The organism is uncultured Aquimonas sp., from assembly GCF_937888285.1.
In the GTDB taxonomy this organism is placed as follows: domain Bacteria; phylum Pseudomonadota; class Gammaproteobacteria; order Xanthomonadales; family Xanthomonadaceae; genus Aquimonas.
Map to the genome: position 1 here is coordinate 20682 of NZ_CALART010000065.1, position 19698 is coordinate 40379.

The following is a 19698-nucleotide window of genomic DNA, read 5'->3' on the forward strand; positions in this document are numbered from 1 at the left end:
ACCTCGCCCCGGTCCCGAACTGGATGGGCGCTGTCCCACTCAGGGCTCCACATCTGCCAGGGCTGCATCAAGAACCGAGGCAAGAGTGGCGCCCCTGGTGGGCCGGGCCCCACCCTATGTGTGGCCACCTGCATTCGCACCCGCACCCCGAATCATCAGGGGCTCGGCCGCCAGCACCCATCAATGGCGCCACGCAGGCGACGCCCTACAGCGGCCACACCCACAGCAGCATCGGCATCGCCACCAGCAGCACCACCGCCTGCACCGGCAGGCCCAGCCGCCAGTAGTCGCCGAAGCGGAAGCCGCCCGGGCCCAGGATCAGGGTGTTGTTCTGGTGGCCGATCGGCGTGAGGAAGGCGCAGGAGGCGCCGATCGCCACCGCCATCAGGAAGGGATCGGCCGAACAGTCGAGCGCCGTCGCCGTGCTGACTGCGATCGGACACATCACCGCGGCGGTGGCGGCGTTGTTCATCAGGTCCGACAGGGTCATGGTCACCACCATCACCAGGGCCAGGGCGAATACCGGCTGGCCGCGGGCGAGGTCGTCCATCAGCACGCCGGCGATCAGGCTGGCCGCGCCCGTGCTCTCCATCGCGCCGGCGACCGGAATCAGCGCCGCCAGCAGCACGATCACCGGCCAGTCGATGGCGCTGTAGGCCGAGCGCTCCGGCAGCGTGCGCAGCACCAGGCTGGCCAGCGCGCCGGCGGCAAAGGCCACCGCCGTGGGCAGCAGGCCGACGGCGGCCGCGGCGATCGAGGCCAGCATCACCAGCGAGGCCAGCAGCGCTTGGCGGTGATCGGGAATGCGCAGCTCGCGCTCGGCCAGCGGCACGCAGCCGGCGTCGCCGGCGAAGCCAGCGAGGGCCTCGGGCGTGCCCTGCATCAGCAGCAGGTCGCCCGGCTGCAGGCGCAGCGCGCGCAGGCGCGCCAGGCTGCGACGCCCTTGCCGCGACACTGCCAGCAGGTTGATGCCGTGGCGGGTGCGCAGCTGCAGGTCGGTGGGGCTGCGGCCGACGATCGACGCGCCGGGCAGCACCACCAGTTCGATCAGGCCGAGTTCGGCGCGCGAGCTGTCGCGGCCGCTGTCCTCGTCCTTGGCGTCGTTCCTGGCGAGGCGCGCAGGCGACTTCGCCTTCCCGTCGGCGCCTGTGGCGCTGTCGCCGCGCCCAGCTTCCGCTGCGCCCGCCGAGGCCTCCGGCGCGCGCTCCGCTGCTTCGTCCGCCTCGGACTCGGGTTCGGGCTCGCGCTTGTCTTCCTCCAGCCGGAGCCCCAGCGCGTCCAGCGCCTTGGCCAGGCCTTCGGCTTCGGACTCGATGACCAGGATGTCGCCGACGCGGATGCGTCGCGTCGGGCTCGGCGCGTTCAGGCGCAGCTCGTTGCGCACCAGGGCCAGCACCTGCACATCGAGTTCCTCGAGCTTGGCCTCCAGCTCGCGCAGCGACTTGCCGGCGCTGCTGCTGCCCTCGGGCACGCGCGCCTCGGTCAGATAGGCGCCGCTCTCGAAGCTGTCGGCAGTGGCCTCGCGCCGCGCCGGCACCAGCCGCCAGCCGCCGAGCACGATCAGCAGCAGACCCGCCACGGCGACGGCCACGCCGACCGGGCTGAAGTCGAACATGCCGAAGGCCATGCCTGCGGACTCGGCGCGGAAGCCGGCGACGATGAGGTTCGGCGGCGTACCGATCAGCGTGGTCATGCCGCCAAGGATCGAGCCGAAGGCCAGCGGCATCAGCAGCCGCCCGGGCGGCATCTCCAGGCGGCGCGCCAGCTGCAGGGCCACCGGCATCAGCAGGGCCAGTGCGCCGACGTTGTTCATGAAGGCCGAGAGCAGGGCGCCGAGTCCGGTCAGCGCCGCCAGGCTCAGCGTGGGCCCGGCCTGTGCCGGCAGCACGCGCCGGGTCAGGGCATCGACCGCGCCGGACAGCTGCAGGGCGCGGCTCAGCACCAGCACGCAGGCGACGGTGATGACTGCCGGATGGCCGAAGCCGGCGAAGGCGTCCTCAGGCGCGACCAGTCCGGCCGCCACGCAGGCCAGCAGCGCGGCCATCGCCACCACGTCATGGCGAAAGCGGCCCCACAGGAACAGGCCGACGGTGGCGGCAAGGATCAACAGGATCAGGATCTGCTCGGTGCTCATGCGATCAACGGTTCAGAGGTCGACGCATGCTTGCAGCTCTGGCCGCGGAGTACCAGCAGCGGACCGGATGTCGCCCCCGGTGGGGCAGCTGCGAGCTTGCGGTCGTTACCGCGGCACGCATGCGGCGCTTGCATGCGGCCGGGCTCGTGACGGCTGCAGGCGTGCGGCGTCGCATAGGGTGGGCCCTGGCCTACCGTGAGCAGGACATTCGCCCCGGTCCTCGCCAGGGCGTGGCGGATGTCGAGCTCACGGTGGGCCAGGGCCCACCCTATGGGGTGCGGGGCGATGACGACGCGTCATCAGGCCCACACGCTCGCTGCGGCCGGTTGCCGATGTGGCCGGCCGCAGCGGCTCAGCGCATCGTCTCCACCTCCCGCCGATGCACCAGCCGATACAGCGCTGGCAGCACCAGCAGGGTCAGCAGGGTCGAGCTCAGCACGCCGCCGATCACCACGGTGGCCAGCGGCCGCTGCACTTCGGCACCGGCGCCCACGGCCAGCGCCATCGGTACGAAGCCCAGGCTGGCCACCAGTGCGGTCATCAGCACCGGGCGCAGGCGGGTCAGCGCGCCCTGCTCGATGGCGGCATCGAGGCCCAGCCCCTGCGCACGCAGCTGGCGGATGAAGCTCAGCATCACCAGGCCGTTCAATACCGCGATGCCCGAGAGCGCGATGAAGCCGACGCCGGCCGAGATCGACAGCGGCAGGCCGCGCAGCAGCAGCGCCGCTACGCCGCCGGTCAGCGCCAGCGGCACGCCCGAGAACACCACCAGCGCATCGCGGCCCGAGCGCAGGGCCATCAGCAGCAGGCCGAGGATCAGCGCAAGCGTCAGCGGCACCACGATCGACAGCCGCTGTGAGGCGCTGATCAGCTTCTCGAAGCTGCCGCCGTAGCCGATCCAGTAGCCCGGCGGCAGCGTTACCTCGCTGTTGATGCGCGCGCGCAGGTCCTCGACGAAGCCGCCGAGATCGCGGCCGCGGATGTTGGCCGTCACCACCACCCGGCGCTTGCCGTTCTCGCGGTTGATCTGGTTGGGTCCCGTCTCGATGCGCAGCGCGGCGAGCTGGGCGAGCGGCAGGCTGCGCGGCAGGCCATCGCCGGCCTGCGGCAGCAGGATCGGCAGCTCGCCGAGCCGCGCCAGATCCGCGCGCTGGGCCTCGTCGAGGCGCACCACGACCGGTACCCGGCGATCGCCCTCGTAGTACAGCCCGGCCTGGACGCCGCCGATGGCCATGCGGATCGCGTCCTGCAGGTCGGACACGCGCAGACCGACCCGGGCCAGGGCTTCGCGGTCCGGCTCGATCTGCAGCATCGGCAGGCCGGTGGTCTGCTCGACCGCCACGTCCTGCGCGCCGACGCTGCCCTCGACGACCTCGCGGATCGCCTCGCCGAGTTCGGCCAGCGTGTCCAGGTCATCGCCGTACACCTTGACCGCGAGGTCGGCGCGCACGCCCGAGATCAGCTCATTGAAGCGCATCTGGATCGGCTGGGTGATCTCGTAGTTGTTGCCGGGCACCTGGTCCAGCACCGCCTGCAGTTCGGCGACGAACTGCGCGCGCGGCTTGCGCGGCGTGGGCCAGTTGGCGCGCGGCTTCATCAGCACATAGATGTCGGCGACCGAGGGCGGCATCGGGTCGGTGGCGACCTCGGCGGTGCCGATCTTGGCGACCACGCGCTCGACCTCGGGCAGCGCCGCGATGCGCGCTTCCAGCTGGGCCTGCATGTGGATGGCCTGGCTCAGCGAGGTGCCGGGAATGCGCATGGCATGCAGGGCGATATCGCCCTCGTCCAGGCTGGGGATGAACTCGCTGCCCATGCGGCTGGCGGCGAAACCCGCGCCCAGCACCAGCAGTGCGGCCACGGCCACCACCGGCAGTCGCGCGCCGAGCGCGCGCCGCAGCGCCGGCCGATAGGCGCGCGAGGCCACGGACATGAGCCGGCTCTCGTGCGCCTGCACGCGGCCGCCCAGGGCCACCGCGATCATCGCCGGCACGAAGGTCAGCGACAGCAGCAGGGCTGCGGTCAGCGCCAGCACCACGGTGATCGCCATCGGGTGGAACATCTTTCCTTCCACGCCTTCCAGCGCGAAGATCGGCAGGTAGACCGCGGTGATGATGCCGACGCCGAACAGGGCCGGGCGGATCACCTCGGTGGTCGCCTCGGCGGCCAGCGCATAGCGCTCGCGCGCCGACAGCAGGCGGCCCTGGCGCTGCTGCTCCTCGCCGAAGCGGCGCAGCGCGTTCTCGATGATGATCACGGCGCCATCGACGATCAGGCCGAAGTCGAGCGCGCCCAGGCTCATGAGATTCCCCGACACGCCGGCCTGGCGCATGCCGATCGCGGTCATCAGGAAGCTCAGCGGGATCACCGCGGCGGTGATCAAGGCCGCGCGCAGATTGCCGAGCAGCAGGAACAGCACGGCGATCACCAGCAGCGCGCCCTCGGCCAGCGAGGTCGCCACCGTGCGCACCGTGCGATCGACCAGGGCGGTGCGGTCGTAGACCGTGGTCAGCCGCACGCCGGCCGGCAGCGAGGCGCGGATGTCCTCGACGCGCGCATCGACCGCGCGCGCCACTTCGCGGCTGTTGGCGCCGATGCGCATGAACACCGTGCCCAGCACGACCTCGCGGCCGTTCTCGGTAGCCGCACCGCTGCGCAGCTCGCGGCCCTCCTGCACGCGGGCGACATCGCGCAGGCGGATCACCGCATCGCCGCGGCTCGCCACCACCAGCGCCTCCAGCGCTTCGATGTCCTGCAGCTGGCCGGGCACCCGCACCAGCACCTGTTCGCCGAAGCGCTCGATGTAGCCGGCGCCGACATTGGCATTGCCGGCTTCGATGGCGTCGACGAGATCGTTCAGACCCAAGCCCAGGGCCTGCAGGCGGGCCAGATCGGGCGCCACCTGCAGCTCGCGCGCATGGCCGCCGATGGTGTTGACCTCGACCACGCCGGGCACGCCGCGCAGCTGCGGGCGCACGATCCAGTCCTGCACGCCGCGCAGGTCGGTGGGCGTGTACGCGCTGCCATCGGCCTTGCGCGCCTCGGGCGCGGCCTCGACCGTGTACAGGTAGATCTCGCCCAGCCCGGTGGCGATCGGCCCCATCGCCGGCTCCAGGCCCGCCGGCAGCTGGCCGCGCACTTCCTGCAGGCGCTCGGCGATCTGCTGGCGCGCCCAGTAGATGTCGGTGCCGTCCTCGAACACCACGGTGACCTGCGACAGCCCGTAGCGCGACAGCGAGCGCGTGTAGTCCAGCCGCGGCAGGCCGGCCAGCGCGGTCTCGACCGGAAAGCTGATGCGCTGCTCGGTCTCCAGCGGCGAGTAGCCCGGCGCCTCGGTATTGATCTGCACCTGCACATTGGTGATGTCGGGCACGGCGTCGATCGGCAGCTGGCGCAGGTTCCAGGCGCCCAAGGCGGCCAGCGCCAGCACCGCGGCCAGCACTGCCCAGCGCTGCCGGATGGCAGCGTGGATCGATGAATCCAGCATGGTCCGTGCTCCCTCAGTGGTCGTGGCTGGCGCCGGACTTCTCGATGTCCGCCTTGATCAGAAAGCTCTGCTCGACCACGACCTCGTCGCCCGCGTTCAAACCGTCCAGCACCTCGACCCAGTCGCCATCGCTGCGCCCGAGTGCGAGCGGACGGATCTCGTAGTCTTCGCCCTCGCGGATAAAGGCCACCTGCCAGTCGCGGAAGCGCTGCAGGGCCGACAGCGGCAGGCGCAGCGCCACCTCGTCAGCGCTGAGCTGCAGCGCCGCCTCGGCCGCCAGGCCCGGCCGCCACTGGCCGTCATCGACCGTCAGGGCGACGCGCGCGACCAGGCTCTGGCTGTGCGCATCGGCCTGCGGCAGCAGGCCTTGTAGCGAGGCCTCGATCACGCGGCCATCGAGCAGGCGCTTGAGGCGCACCGGCGTGCCGGGCGCGAGCGCCAGCGCCTCCGCGCCGAACACCGGCAGGTCGACGACGAGTGCATCCAGCCTGCCGATCACGAACAGCGGTGCGTCGCCGGCCATGCCGCCGAGCGCGGCGGCGCGCTCCAGCACGACGCCGTCGATCGGACTCGCCACCGTGTAGCGGCCGAGGCTGGCATTGCTCTCGATCTCGGCCAGCACCTGGCCGACGCTGACGCGCTCGCCAATGTCTGCGCGCAGGCTGCGGATCAGGCCCGGAAAGCGTGCCGACACCGCGGCCTGCGCGCTGGCCGGCAGCACCACGCGCCCCTGCGCGCGCAGGCGCTGTTCGATGGGGCCGCCGCCGACGGGCGCGACGCGAATGCCGATCTCATCGGCCGCGGCCTGGGCGATGCGTGTGCGGCCTTCGAAGCTTTCGTAGCGCCATTCGGCGCGGCGGCCTGCGGCTTCTGCGCGCACCGTGACCATGAAGCTGTGCGGCTCGCCGACCACGTCGCTGCCGACGAGGCGATCGTTCTGCGGCCTCAGCGTGTGGGTGTCGACCTGGCCGCCGAGGCGTTCGAGCTGCACGCTCACCTGCGCGCTCGCAGCCGGCACGGGTTGGCCGTCCAGCCTGACCCAGGCGGCATAGCGCGGCGGCTGGCCGTCTTCCTCGATCTTGAGTTCCACCGAGAGGCCCTTGTCCTCGTGCAGGCGGCCGCCGTTCGGGCCCTTGGGCGCTTCGTCGGCGTGGTCGTCGTGGCCGTGCTCGTCATGGCCATGGCCGTGCGCATCGTCATGGGCGTGCTCGCCGCAGGCGGCGAGGCCCAGCGTCAGCAGGACGAGCAGCAGGGTGTTGCGTGCGGGGCGGATCATCGGGCGTCTCCGGCATGCGCGCCGGTGCCGAAAGGCTCGGCGGTCAGGCGCTGCAGTTCGATCAGGGCGCGCTGCGCCTCGGCGCGCGCGGCGAGCAGGTCCATGCGGGTGGCGAGCACCGCGTTCTGCAGGCTGGCCCACTCCAGCCAGGACAGCGCACCGCTGCGATAGGCCCGGGCCGCGCTGTCGGCGGCGCGCTGCTGGGCCGGCAGCACGCGACGCTCCAGGCCGTCCGCGCGGGCGCTGTGGCGCTGCGCCAGGTCGAGCGCGGCGAGGGCCAGGGCTTCGAGCCGTAGCGCTTCGGCGGCGCGCGCGCTGTCGAGCGCGGCCAGCTCGGCGTCTGCCGCGGCAAGGCCCGGCTGCGCGCGGCGCGCAGCCCTCAGCGGCAGCGAGAGGCCCGCCACGAGCGCGGTATCGCGTCCGTCCTGCAGGCGGCGCAGGCCGAGCTGCCAGTCGAGGTCGAAGCTCGCCGCGGTGCGCGCGAGCTGAAGCTGGGCTTCGGCCAGCCGCTGCTGGTCGGCGAAGGCGCGCAGCTCCGGCGTGCGCTGCAGGAGATCGCGCAGCGCGGTAGGCGAGGGCAGGGCGGGTGAGCGCGCGGGCAGGCTGGCGAGGTCGGGTATCGCGTCGCTGTCCGTTTCGCCCCAGAGCAATGCCAGGCGCTGCCAGGCTGCGGCCTCGGCCTGCGCGCGCGCTTCGATCTCGATCTCGATCGCGATCACCGCGCTGTCGGCGGCGAGTGCTGCCGTCTCGGGCTCGGCGCCGCGCTGGAAGCGCTCGCGCGCCGCACGGGCGACGTCGCGTCGTGCCTCAAGCTCGGCCTGCAGCAGGGGCGCGCGGTCCTGCCATTCGGCCAGCTCCAGATAGCGCCGCGCGACTTCGGCCAGCAGGTCGAGCTCAGCGGCCGCACGCTGCAGGCCCAGCGCATCGAGGCGGCTCGCCGCCAGCGCGCGGCGCGCTTCGCGCTTGCCGCCGCGCTCCAGCACGCCGGCCAGGCTGAGCGTCAGTTCGGCCCCCGAAAAGCCGGCGAGCGAACCGCTGCCGGGTGCGTTCTCCAGTTCGGCGGCCAGCCGCAGCGGCGGCGCTTGCGCGGCGAGTTCAATGTCGGCGTTCAGTGCGGCCGTTCGCGCGGCATAGGCGCGCAGTTCGGGGTGGTTGTGGATGACGCGGTCGAGCGCATCATCGAGGCTGAGTTCAGACGCAGCGGGCGCGGCCAGCGCCGGCCACGCGGCAACGACCGCGAACGCGGTCCACAGCAATCGCATGGGAATCTCCGAAAGGGGTGTGTGCTGCCGACGCCGATAGGCGGCGAAGGCCCGGAGCGGTACGCGGGTCATCCCCCGCGCTGCAGGCCTCGCGACGAGGCGACAGCGCGCGGCGATGCCGGCACGCACTCAGCCGATCGGAGGACGCAGCAGGCTGTCGAGGCGCGGGTTCGGCGAGGCGGCGATCGCCGCGGGCACGGGAGCCACAGGCGCCAGCACGGCGGGCGCGGCGGGCAGCAGCGGGCTGGGCGCGAAGCTCTGCGCGCAGCAGCTCAGCTCATGGGCCAGCAGGTGCACGAAGCCGTCCCAGCTGTCGTCGCCGTGCTCGGCGTCGGCATGCACATGGGCGTGATGGGCCTCATGATCCTGCGCCCAGTGCGCGCTTTGCAGGCCCATGTCCAGCGCATCCACCGCCACATGCGCCGACGCGAAGGCGCCCAGCGCAGGAAACAGCGCCGCCCACAGCGCGAGGGCCAGGCAGACGAGGCGCAGCAGCGTGGGCGTGGGCAGGCGCATGGTCCGTGAGTGTAGCGGGCCGGGCGGAGCCGAGCGATGGCGTCGGTGCGCGGAGTACAGCCAGCCAGCCGGCGCGCAGGACGGTCGCGGGCCGCTTCGCCCGCTGCTGGACCTGGGACTCGTGCCGAAGTGGCGCCCACGATGGCGTCGAACGTGCGGCGGAGTCTAGCCCATGGTGGGCCAGGGCCTACCCTATGCCGCGCGTCCCTGATTCTGGTCGTGCGCGCGCCAGCGGCAGGCCATGGGGTGGGCCCTGGCCCACCAAAGCAAGGACGTTCCGCGTGTGGCGCCTTCCTCGGATGGCCTGCTGCAGCGGGCGGCGGGGTCTGGCTCTGCGCGGTCGGACCGCGCTGCGCACTCGCCTCGCGCCGCTCCGCGAATCCCCAATCCCGAATCCCCAATCCCGGCTCACTCGCTATGCAGCTCCGCCACGAAGTCATAGGCGTCGCCCCGGTAGTAGCTGCGCGAGAACTCGACCACGCGGCCATCGCGCAGGAAGCCACGGCGTTCGATGTACAGGCCCGGGGTGCCCGGCAGCAGGTGCAGCAGGCGCGCCTGTTCGGCGGTGAAGGCGATGGCGCGCAGGCGCTGCAGCGCACGCACCGGGCGGCCGGCCAAACGGTCGAGGGTCTCGTACAGCGAGTCCTGCACCATCTCCGGATCGCGCAGGATCTCCTGCGGAATCGCGCTGCGCTCGATCGCCAGCGGTTCGTCGCCGGCATAGCGAAGTCGCGTCAGCCGCACCACGCGCGCGCCGGGTGAAAGGTTCAGCGCCATCGCCTCGGCCGGCGTCACCTCGCCGACCTCGCGTTCGAGGAAGCTCGAGCGCGGGCGCAGGCCGCGCGCGCGCAGGTCATCGGTGAAGCTCGACAGCTTGCTGATCGCCTTGACGATGCGGTCGGCGATGAAGGTGCCCGCGCCCTGGCGCTGCACCAGCAGGCCGTCCTTGACCAGGCCGCTGATCGCGCGGCGCACGGTGACGCGCGAGAGCTCGAGACTCTCGGCGAGATCGCGCTCGCCGGGCAGGGCCTGGCCGGGCGCCAGCCGGCCGCTTTCGATCAGCCGACGCAGGGCTTCGCGCAGCCGCATATAGGCCAGCGGGCGGCTGCCGATCGGCGCCACGTCGGTCTGGGCGAGCATTTCGGCGATCAGTCGATGCATACGTATACAAGACCAATTGGATACCGGGTGCAGCATAAGCCCCTTGAAAGCGCCTTGGAAAGGGGTAAATTCGCAGACCACCGGGCTGCATTGGTATGCCGATGGACTTCGGCCCAGCAGACCGGATCTCCCCCGCCCATCCGAGGTCACGCATGAGCCCGGCGATCGTTCCCGCCGATCCCTTCGATCTGGTCATTTTCGGCGGCACTGGCGACCTCGCCCTGCGCAAGCTGCTGCCGGCCCTGCTGCACCGCTTCGCCGACGGCCAGATCCTGCCCGGCACGCGCATCCTCGGCGTCGCCCGCGACGAGGGCCTCGACGACGCCGGCTACCGCGCCAAGGTGCGCGACTGGCTGAAGCACGCCGCCGGCCCCGAACTGCTCGAGGGCTTCCTGCCGATGCTGCAGTACCGCGCGCTCGATGCGCGCAAAGAAGCCGGCTGGGACGAGGTCACCGCGCTGATCAGGGAGGGCGGCGAGCGCGTGCGGGTGTTCTACCTCGCCACCGCGCCGGACATCTTCGTGCCGATCTGCGAGCGCCTGCGCGACTGCGGTCTCAACGGCCCGAGCTCGCGGGTGGTGATCGAGAAGCCGATCGGCACCGACCTCGCCAGTGCCGCGCGCATCAACGATGCGGTGGGCCACTGCTTCGACGAAGGCCAGACCTATCGCATCGATCACTACCTCGGCAAGGAGACGGTGCAAAACCTCACCGCCCTGCGCTTCGCCAACGCGCTGTTCGAGCCGATCTGGCGCGCCGAGCACATCGACCATGTGCAGATCACCGTCGCCGAGACGGTCGGTGTGGAAGGCCGCGCGCCCTACTACGACCGCGCCGGCGCGATGCGCGACATGATCCAGAACCATCTGCTGCAGCTGCTGTGTCTGGTGGCGATGGAGCCGCCGGCCAGCTTCTCGGCCGACGCCATCCGCGACGAGAAGCTGAAGGTGCTGCGCGCGCTGAAGCCGATCACCACTGCCAACGCCAGCCTGATGAGCGTGCGCGGCCAGTATCGCGCGGGTGCGGTCTGCGGCCAGGCCGTGCCGGGCTATCCCGACGAGCTGGGCGGCAGCTCACGCACCGAGACCTTTGTTGCGCTGAAGGCCGAAGTCGCCAACTGGCGCTGGGCCGGCGTGCCCTTCTACCTGCGCACCGGCAAGCGCATGCCCGAGCGCGTCTCCGAGATCGTGGTGACCTTCCGCCCGGTGCCGCATTCGATCTTCGGCGAGGTCACGGGGCCGATCCATCCGAATCGACTCGTGCTGCGTCTGCAGCCCGATGAGAGCGTGACCCTGTGGCTGACCAACAAGGTGCCCGGCCCCGGCGGCCTGCGCCTGCGCCATGTGCCGCTGGACATGAGCTTTGCCGAGACCTTCAGCGGCCTGCGCCATGTGGATGCCTACGAGCGCCTGCTGATGGACGTGGTGCGCGGCAACCCGATGCTGTTCATGCGCCGCGATGAAGTCGAAGCCGCCTGGGTCTGGGCCGACCAGATCCTCGCCGCCTGGGCGGCCAGCGACGACGCGCCCAAGCCCTACACCGCCGGCAGCTGGGGCCCGAGCGCCGCGGTGGCACTGATCGAGCGCGATGGCCGCACCTGGAGCGACCATGTCGAATGAGCGCGCCCGCGATGTGCCTCTGCTGATTCCGCAGCCGCGCGAGCGGAGGTTCGCCGATGGCGTCGAGCTCGCCCGCGGCCTCGCCGAACGTGTCGCCACCGAGCTCGAAGCCGCGCTGCGATCGCGCGGCCGCGCCCTGCTGGCGGTCAGCGGCGGCAGCACGCCGAAACGCTTTTTCGCCGAACTGTCGAAAGCTGGCATCGACTGGCGTGCGGTGGCGATCACCCTCGCCGACGAGCGCTGGGTGCCGGCCAGCGACGAACGCTCGAACGCGCGCCTGGTGCGCGAGCAGCTGCTGGTCAACGGGGCCGCTGCCGCACGCTTCGTGCCGCTGCAGCTCGACGGACACACGCCTGAAAGCGGCGCCGAGGCGCTGGAGCGCGAGTTCGCGCGGCACCTGCCGATCGATGTTCTGATCCTCGGCATGGGCAACGACGGCCACACCGCCTCGCTGTTTCCCGGCGGCGATCAGCTCGATGCGGCGCTGGATCCCGCGGGCACGCGCAGGCTGCTGCCGATGCAGGCGCCCGGCGCGCCCGAGCCGCGGATCACCTTCACCCTGCCGGCGCTGGTGGCGGCACGGCACCTGCACCTGCACATCGAGGGCGCGGCCAAGCAGGCGGTGCTGCGCGAGGCGATGGCGCGCGGCGAACTGCCGATCGCGAAAGTGCTGGCGGCCTGTGAGCGGGCGGTGGATGTGTGGACATGTGCGTGAAGCCGGGATTGGGGATTGGGGATTCGGGATTCGCTGAAGACCTTGGCCGGTTTCGCGAACCTTTCGAACTTCCCGGGCTTGCAGCGCATGGGCGCGTGCCTTCCCACACCAAGCCCTCACGCTTGAGCCCCTCTCCCGGCGGGAGAGGGGTTGGGGTGAGGGTCCGGGAGCCCTCCGGCGTCCCATGCTTGCAGCGCATTGACGAGCTCCCTGAAGCCTTGCTTCGCGAGCCTCGGAGCGCTTGCTTCGAGCGAACCCTCTCCCCCGACCCCTCTCCCACGGGGAGAGGGGTGAACAGCGGCGTTGCTGCTGTGTTCGTCTGACCCGGAGCCCCCCATGAACACCGCCACCCTTCCCACCGTCCCCCTGCACCCCGTCCTCGACGAAGTCACCCGTCGGATCGTCGAGCGCAGCCGCGAGACGCGTGCCGCCTATCTCGAACGCATCCGCCGCGCGCGGGCGGAGAGCACGCATCGGCGGGCGCTGTCCTGCGGCAACCTCGCGCACGGCTTCGCCGCCTGTGCCGACACCGACAAGGCGCGTCTGCGCGGCGGCGCGATTCCGAACCTCGGCATCGTCACCGCCTATAACGACATGCTGTCGGCGCATCAGCCCTACGAGCGCTACCCGGAGCGGATCCGCGGCATTGCCCGCAGGCTGGGCTACACCGCGCAGGTGGCCGGCGGCGTGCCGGCGATGTGCGATGGCGTCACCCAGGGCCGCGCCGGCATGGAGCTGTCGCTGTTCTCGCGCGATGTCATCGCGCAGGCCACGGCGATCGCGCTGTCGCACGACATGTTCGACGCCGTGGTGTGCCTGGGCATCTGCGACAAGATCGTGCCGGGCATGCTGATCGGCGCACTGGCCTACGGGCATCTGCCAACCCTGTTCATCCCGGCCGGGCCGATGCCCTCGGGCCTGCCGAACAGCGAGAAATCTCGCGTGCGCCAGCTCTACGCCGAGGGCAAGGCCGGGCGCGAGGCGCTGCTGGAAGCCGAGGCCGCCAGCTACCACAGCCCCGGCACCTGCACCTTCTACGGCACCGCCAACTCGAACCAGATGTTCATGGAGATCATGGGCCTGCATCTGCCCGGATCGAGCTTCGTCAACCCCAGCACGCCGCTGCGCGAGGCGCTCACCGAAGCGGCGATCGAGCAGGTGTTCCGTATCACCCACGCGGCCGGCGACTACCGGCCGATCGGCGAGGTCATCGATGAGCGCAGCTTCGTCAACGCGATCGCGGGACTGCATGCGACCGGCGGCAGCACCAACCACCTGCTGCATCTGGTGGCGATGGCTGCGGCCGGGGGCATCCAGCTGAGCTGGGACGACTTCGATGCGCTCTCGCATGCGGTGCCCCTGCTGGCGCGGGTGTATCCCAACGGCAGCGCCGACGTGAACCACTTCCACGCCGCCGGTGGCATGGGTTTCATCATCCGCGAGCTGGGCCGCGCCGGTCTGCTGCATCTCGATGCGCGCACGGTCTGGGGCGGCAGCCTCGCCGACTATGCGCAGGTGCCGCAGCTCGATGGCGATCGCCTGCAGTGGACGCCGCTGACCGCGCCGAGCGGCGACGAGAGTCTGCTGCGTCCGGTGGATCGCCCCTTCCGCGCCGACGGCGGCCTGCGCCTGCTGCAGGGCCCGCTGGGCCGCGCCGTCATCAAGGTCTCGGCGGTGCAGGACGACCGCATGGTGGTGCAGGCGCCGGCGCGCATCTTCCACCAGCAGGACGAGGTCAAGGCGGCCTTCGAGCGCGGCGAGCTGGAGCGCGACGTCATCGTGGTGCTGCGCTTCCAGGGCCCGGCTGCCAACGGCATGCCCGAGCTGCACAAGCTGACGCCGCTGCTCACCGTGCTGCAGAAGCGCGGCTTCCGCGTGGCGCTCGTCACCGACGGCCGCATGTCGGGCGCCTCGGGCCAGGTGCCGGCGGCGATCCACTGCACGCCCGAAGCCGCCAAGGGCGGTGGGTTGGCGCGTCTGCGTGATGGCGATGTGGTCACCGTCGATGCGATCGAGGGCCGGCTCGATGTCGATGTCGATCCTGCCGAGTTCGCTACTCGTGAGCCTGTCGTGGCCGATGTCAGCCACTACCACCGCGGCTTCGGCCGCGAGCTGTTCGCGGCGATGCGAGCGGCGGTCGGTGCCGCCGACCTCGGCGCCAATTCGCTGCTGTGAATGTCTCGCGCATGGGGTGGGCCCTGGCCCACCACGAGCTCCACCCTCGCCTCGTTTTGTGTTTGTCGTCGTTGTCGCTGGAAGCGAAGAGCTCAAGAGCTTTCGGTCCGTCCTTCGGGCTGCCCGACTTGGAGGGCGTCATAGGGTGGGCCCTGGCCCACCACGAGTTCCACGCTCGCCTTGGTCAGGCTCTGTGCGTTCGTCGCTGGAAGCGAAGAGCAAGAGCTTTCGGTCGGCCCTGCGGGCCGCCGGACTTGGAGGGCGTCATTGGGTTGGCCCTGGCCCACCATGAGCTCCACGCTCGCGTCGGTCTGGCTCTGTGCGTTCGTCGCTGGAAGCGAAGAGCAAGAGCCTTCGGACAGCCCTGCGGGCCGCCCGACCTCGGTGCTGTCATAGGGTGGGCCCTGGCCCACCACGAGCTCCACGCTCGTCTCGGTCTGGCTCTGTGCGTTCGTCGCTTGAAGCGAAGAGCAAGAGCCTTCGGACAGCCCTTCGGGCCGCCCGACTTGGAGGGCGTCATAGGGTGGGCCCTGGCCCACCATGAGCTCCACGCTCGTCTCGGTCTGGCTCTGTACGTTCGTCGCTTAAAGCGAAGAGCAAGAGCTTTCGGACAGCCCTGCGGGCTGCCCGACCTACTTCTCTTTGCGTGGCCACTGCGCCGCAGGAGCGGCGCGAACGCCGAAGGCGGCCCCGGAGGGGCGGAGGGCAGGAAGCCCGGAGTCAAGAGAAGTAGGCAAGAGAAAGGCCACCCCTCGTCCGCGCCCTTCGCGCATCCGTGCGCGAAGGGTTCGCGTGAGTCCGTGGGTGTTCGTGGACAGGCCGTCCCTGGCCTGTCACGAACATCGCCGGCCTCCCTGCCGGCGCCCCTGCGGGCTGATCCACGGCCTCCCGCCGCTCCCCAGGGGCCCCGTGAAAGAGCGCGGGCTCCTGCCCGCAAGAGCAAGAGCCAAAGCCAAAGCCAAAGCCAAAGCCAAAGCCCACTAGGCTCGGGCCGCTGGATGCGGTGGGCTAAGCGCGGTGCAGCTGATCTGCGCGCATCGATGTCGCCGGCGCCATCGGATTCTCGAGTACACATTCCGGGCTCGATGCCTCCGGCTTCGCATCTCGCACTTCGCATCGGTGCTTCGCGCCGGATGTCGAACGACATCGCGGCGCGACACGCGCTCCGAACCGCCTGCGGCTGTGCGGCTCAATGCGCCCCGGACTCCGCCCAACCTCCCGCATTGCCAACGCCACCGCCGACGGCCGGTGGACGCACCGACGGCTCTGCCGCACCCTTCCCACGCCTCGTCCTGCGCTGACCCTGCGCTCACCGGAAACCTCGCCATGAACCTGCTCGAATCGCACACCCACCGTCTCGCCGCCATCCTCGATCTTGCGCCGGTGGTGCCGGTCGTGGTGGTGCATAACGCCGCGCAGGCGGTGGATCTGGCGCGGGCGCTGGTGGCGGGGGGTGTGCCGGCGATCGAGGTGACCCTGCGTACGCCAGCGGCGCTGGATGCGGTGCGAGCGATCGCCGCCGAGGTCGAGGGCGCCGTGGTCGGCGTCGGTACGGTCATCGAGCCGCGGCAGTTCGATCAGGCGCTGGAGGCCGGCGCGCAGTTCGCGGTGTCGCCGGGCTCCAGCCCGCGCCTGCTCGCGGCGGCGCGCGAGCACACCCTGCCCTGGCTGCCGGGCGCCGCCACCGCCAGCGAGTGCATGGCGCTGCTGGAGGAGGGCTATCGCCTGCTCAAGTTCTTCCCCGCGGAGGCCGCGGGCGGCGTCAACGCGCTGAAGGGCTTCGGTGGCCCGCTGCCGCAGCTGGGCTTCTGCGCCACCGGCGGCATCAGCCTCGACAATGCGCCCAAGTACCTGGCCCTGCCGAACATCCGCGCGGTGGGCGGCAGCTGGCTGACCCCGGAGTCGGCGCTGCTGGCCGGCGACTACGCGCGCATCGAAGCGCTGGCGCGCGAGGCGGCCAACCTCAAGCGCGCATAGGGTGGGCCCTGGCCCGCCGTGAGCTCCACACTCGCCGCGGTCGACGCATCGCATAGGGCGGGCCCTGACCCACCACGCGCCGCACGCTCGCCACGGTTCCGCGACCTGCAAGACGCCGAGCCCATCCCCGAAGCGGCGAAGCCTCGCCCGGCTTCCGACCATCCCGGCGGTCGCGCCCTCCCGCATCCTGCATGCTTTCGCGGAGCCTTCGCTGGCAGGCACCGGGGCGGGCGTGCAGGCCACGGTGGGCCAGGGCCCACCCTATGCAAGCGGGACGCCCGTTGGGCCCCTCAATCGCCGCGCGTCTTCGAATCCCGAATCCCCAATCCCCAATCCCCAATCCCGGCTCCACGAACCAGGGCCCACCCTATGGATGAGCGGAGGCTGTGGCTTCGATGGGCAGGGCCTTGGCCACCGTGAGCCCTGCGCTCGCTGCGGCCCACCCATCTCATGGGTTCGCGACTCCTGCGGCCAGACGCATCGCCACAGTGGATCGCCGCCGCCGCATTCGCCCAAGCGCCAGCGCAAGAGCCTGCACAGCCGCTACCCTGTGCGGCTTCACCCTCCGGCCCACGGCCCCATGAGCCTGATCGAGATCATCGTCCTCGCCCTGCTGCAGGGCTTCACCGAGTTCCTCCCGGTGTCCAGCTCGGCGCACCTGATCCTCGTCCCCATGCTCACCGGCTGGCGCGACCAGGGCCTCGCCTTCGATCTGGCCCTGCACCTCGGCAGCCTCGCTGCGGTGGTGCTTTACTTCCGCCGCGAGCTGGCGCAGATCAGCCAGTCACTGCTGCGCAGCGTGGCCGGACGCGGCACCGATGCGCACGCGCGGCTGGGCTGGGCGGTGGGCTTCGGCACCATTCCTGTCGGTCTGGCCGGCCTCGCCTTCAAGCCGCAGATCGAGACCGTGCTGCGCACGCCCGAGGTCGGCGCGCTGGTGATGGCTTTTGGCCTGATCTTCTTCGGCCTGGTGCTGTGGCTGGCGGATGCGCGCTTCCGCGGCGCGCGCACGGTCGAGCAGATCGGCTGGAAGGACGTGCTGCTGATCGGCCTCGCGCAGGCGCTGGCGCTGATTCCCGGCACCTCGCGCTCGGGCATCACCATGACCGCCGGCCTGCTGCTCGGCTTCTGCCGCGAATCGGCCTCGCGCTTCTCCTTCCTGCTGTCGATTCCGGTGACTTTCCTGGCGGTGCTGCTGAAATCGCTGGACCTGTTCGAGCCGGGTGCGCAGGTCGACTGGAATGCGCTGCTGTGGGGCACCCTGCTGTCGGCGCTGGCGGCCTATGCGTGCATCCACTACTTCCTCGCTTTCATCAACCGCATCGGCATGCTGCCCTTCGTGATCTACCGGCTGCTGCTGGGCGGCCTGCTGCTGTGGCTGTTCTGGCCCTGAGGCGTCGGCGCGCCGCCCGCGCATTCTTCACGCCCTGAGGCTGGCGCGGGCCGCGGTCGTTCTGGCATGGTCCGGTCTCGCTCCGGCCCGCGGCGTCCGTTCGCATGTCCAGCCTGCCCACAACGCCGACGATGAACGCGACGGCCAGCGCGCGCTGGCTGGCTGTGCTCGGGCTCGGCGTGTTCGTGCTGTCCCTGTTCTCGCTGGAGCTCACCCGGCTCGAGGCCGGCGTCGCCCTGGTCTGGCTCAGCAGCGGTCTGGCGGTCGGCGTGCTGCTGTCCTGGCCGGGCCGCATTCCGATCCTGGCCTGGCTCACCCTCGCGCTGGCGCTGGCCGGCGCGCGCGTGCTGGCTGGCGATGGCGCGGCCCGCATCGCGCTGATGAGCAGCCTGAACCTTACCGAGGTCGCCCTGGTGGTCAGCGCCGTGCGGCGCTTCGGACGACCGCTCGCCGAGCGCCAGAACCTGCTGCGCAACGCATTCATCGGGGCACTCGCGAGCGTGCTGGCCTGCGCCGTGCTCGCCCTGCTGGCGGCGGTGGGCCTGGGCCTGATCGGCCAGCGGGCTCTCGGCTTTGTGCTCACCGCGCTGGCGCTGTTCAGCGCACATCTGCTGGGCATGGTCACCACCGCCAGCGTGGTCACGATGGCGATCGGCCAGCGTGGGCGTCTGCTCGGCCCGCGCGGGAGTCGCGGCGGCTTCGCGCTGTCGTGGCTGCTGCTGGTGGCGGTGCTGGCCAGCGTGATGGCGCAGACCCGCTACCCGCTGCTGTTCCTGCCGCTGCTGCCGCTGGCCTGGCTGGCCTTTCGCCACGGTGTCGGCGGCGCGGTGATGGGCGTTCTGGGCGTGGCGGTCATGGCCGGTGGCGCCTCGATCCTGCGGCTCGGGCCGTTCCAGCTGGTCGGGCCCGAACAGCCCTTCGTACAGAGCCTGCTGCCGCAGGTCTATGTGTTGACCGCCAGTCTGCTGGCCCTGCCGCTGGGGCTGCTGGTCGCCGAGCGGCGACGGCTGCTGAAGCGCCTGCGGCGCAGCGAGGCGCGCTACCGTTTGCTGGCGGAAGATACCCGCGACCTGGTGGTGCGGCTGGCCGCCGACGGCCAGCGCCGCTACGTGTCGGCCTCCAGCTTCGGCATGCTCGGCTATCGGCCGGACGAGCTGATGCAGCCGCGCTGGGAGCTGGTGCACCCCGACGATGCTGCCATGCTGCAGGAGCGTCTCGGCCAGCTGTTCCGCGAGGGTGGCCAGGCCCGCGTCGAGTTCCGCGTGCGCCACCGTGAGGGCCACTGGGTGTGGATCGAGGCCCTGGCCGAGCGCGTGCCCTGCGAAGACGGCGAGGGCTGGGACGTGGTCTATTCGGGTCGCGACGTCAGCGCACGCATGCAGGCCGAACAGGCCCTGCAGGAGCAGGCCCGCACCGATGTGCTGACCGGGCTGGCCAATCGCCGCGAGTTCGATGAGCGCCTGGGCCGCGCGCTGGCGCGTGCGCGCCGCTACGGCCAGCCGCTGGCGGTGTTCGCGCTGGACCTCGATCATTTCAAGCAGATCAACGACACGCTCGGCCACGCGGCCGGCGACGAAGCCCTCGTCGAGTTCGGCCGACGCATCCGCGCCAGCGTCTACGAGACCGATCTGGTGGCGCGATTGGGCGGCGACGAGTTCGCCGTGCTGATGGAGCAGCTCGCCGGCGCCGAGGCCTGCGACCTCGCGGCGCAGCGGCTGCTGGCGCGGATGGCCGAGCCGATGCAGCTGGCCGGCGAGCCGCGCGTGGTCGGCACCAGCATCGGCATCGCCTACTGCGCGGACGGCGAGATCGAGGCCGAGGCCCTGCTGGGCGCAGCCGATGCCGCGCTGTATGGCTCGAAACGCGGCGGCCGCGGACGTTTCCTGCGCGTTGATGTCGGCGCCGAGCCCGCACGAGAAGGCCCAGGCTAGCGGCAGAGCTCGGGCCAGCGCCGGCTCGGATCCAGCCGAGCGCGGCGCAGCG

12 protein-coding genes are annotated in these 19698 nt (G+C 71.3%); 6 read left to right on the plus strand and 6 right to left on the minus strand.

Annotated features, from left to right (window positions below):
• Positions 1 to 205 precede the first annotated feature (205 nt).
• The 6 genes from Q0654_RS13155 to Q0654_RS13180 all read right to left on the minus strand — a co-directional run bounded on the left by Q0654_RS13155 (position 206) and on the right by Q0654_RS13180 (position 9836).
• The gene (locus Q0654_RS13155; RefSeq protein WP_298854516.1) at positions 206 to 2134 is read right to left on the minus strand and encodes an SLC13 family permease; all 1929 of its coding nucleotides are present in this window, start codon (positions 2132 to 2134) and stop codon (positions 206 to 208) included.
• Between the two features lie 352 nt (positions 2135 to 2486).
• Positions 2487 to 5621, minus strand: coding sequence for a CusA/CzcA family heavy metal efflux RND transporter (locus Q0654_RS13160; protein ID WP_298854520.1), 3135 nt, complete (start codon positions 5619 to 5621; stop codon positions 2487 to 2489).
• Positions 5622 to 5634: 13 nt separating this feature from the next.
• On the minus strand, positions 5635 to 6897 hold the full coding sequence (locus tag Q0654_RS13165) for an efflux RND transporter periplasmic adaptor subunit (RefSeq protein WP_298854522.1): 1263 nt from the start codon (positions 6895 to 6897) through the stop codon (positions 5635 to 5637).
• Positions 6894 to 8159, minus strand: coding sequence for a TolC family protein (locus tag Q0654_RS13170; protein ID WP_298854524.1), 1266 nt, complete (start codon positions 8157 to 8159; stop codon positions 6894 to 6896). Before Q0654_RS13170 ends, Q0654_RS13165 begins: the two co-directional genes overlap by 4 nt.
• A 129-nt stretch (positions 8160 to 8288) precedes the next feature.
• Positions 8289 to 8675, minus strand: a complete 387-nt coding sequence (locus Q0654_RS13175; protein WP_298854526.1) for a hypothetical protein — start codon at positions 8673 to 8675, stop codon at positions 8289 to 8291.
• Positions 8676 to 9083: 408 nt separating this feature from the next.
• Positions 9084 to 9836, minus strand: a complete 753-nt coding sequence (locus tag Q0654_RS13180; RefSeq protein ID WP_298854528.1) for a GntR family transcriptional regulator — start codon at positions 9834 to 9836, stop codon at positions 9084 to 9086.
• A 152-nt stretch (positions 9837 to 9988) separates the two neighbouring features.
• Here Q0654_RS13180 and zwf point away from each other — a divergent pair, with 152 nt between their 5' ends.
• From zwf to Q0654_RS13210, 6 genes are all read left to right on the plus strand, one after another.
• A complete protein-coding gene (gene zwf / locus Q0654_RS13185) occupies positions 9989 to 11455 on the plus strand; it encodes a glucose-6-phosphate dehydrogenase (protein ID WP_298854531.1) in 1467 nt (488 codons plus the stop codon).
• Positions 11445 to 12170, plus strand: coding sequence for a 6-phosphogluconolactonase (gene pgl / locus Q0654_RS13190; RefSeq protein WP_298854533.1), 726 nt, complete (start codon positions 11445 to 11447; stop codon positions 12168 to 12170). The genes zwf and pgl overlap by 11 nt, the downstream gene beginning before the upstream one ends.
• Before the next feature lie 336 nt (positions 12171 to 12506).
• Positions 12507 to 14345, plus strand: coding sequence for a phosphogluconate dehydratase (gene edd, locus Q0654_RS13195; RefSeq protein ID WP_298854535.1), 1839 nt, complete (start codon positions 12507 to 12509; stop codon positions 14343 to 14345).
• 1326 nt (positions 14346 to 15671) lie between these two features.
• On the plus strand, positions 15672 to 16322 hold the full coding sequence (gene eda / locus Q0654_RS13200; protein ID WP_298854537.1) for a bifunctional 4-hydroxy-2-oxoglutarate aldolase/2-dehydro-3-deoxy-phosphogluconate aldolase: 651 nt from the start codon (positions 15672 to 15674) through the stop codon (positions 16320 to 16322).
• Between the two features lie 580 nt (positions 16323 to 16902).
• Positions 16903 to 17715: an undecaprenyl-diphosphate phosphatase gene (locus tag Q0654_RS13205; protein ID WP_298854539.1), complete on the plus strand. Its 813-nt coding sequence runs from the start codon at positions 16903 to 16905 to the stop codon at positions 17713 to 17715.
• Between the two features lie 104 nt (positions 17716 to 17819).
• A complete protein-coding gene (locus Q0654_RS13210; protein WP_298854541.1) occupies positions 17820 to 19646 on the plus strand; it encodes a sensor domain-containing diguanylate cyclase in 1827 nt (608 codons plus the stop codon).
• Positions 19647 to 19698: the final 52 nt, after the last annotated feature.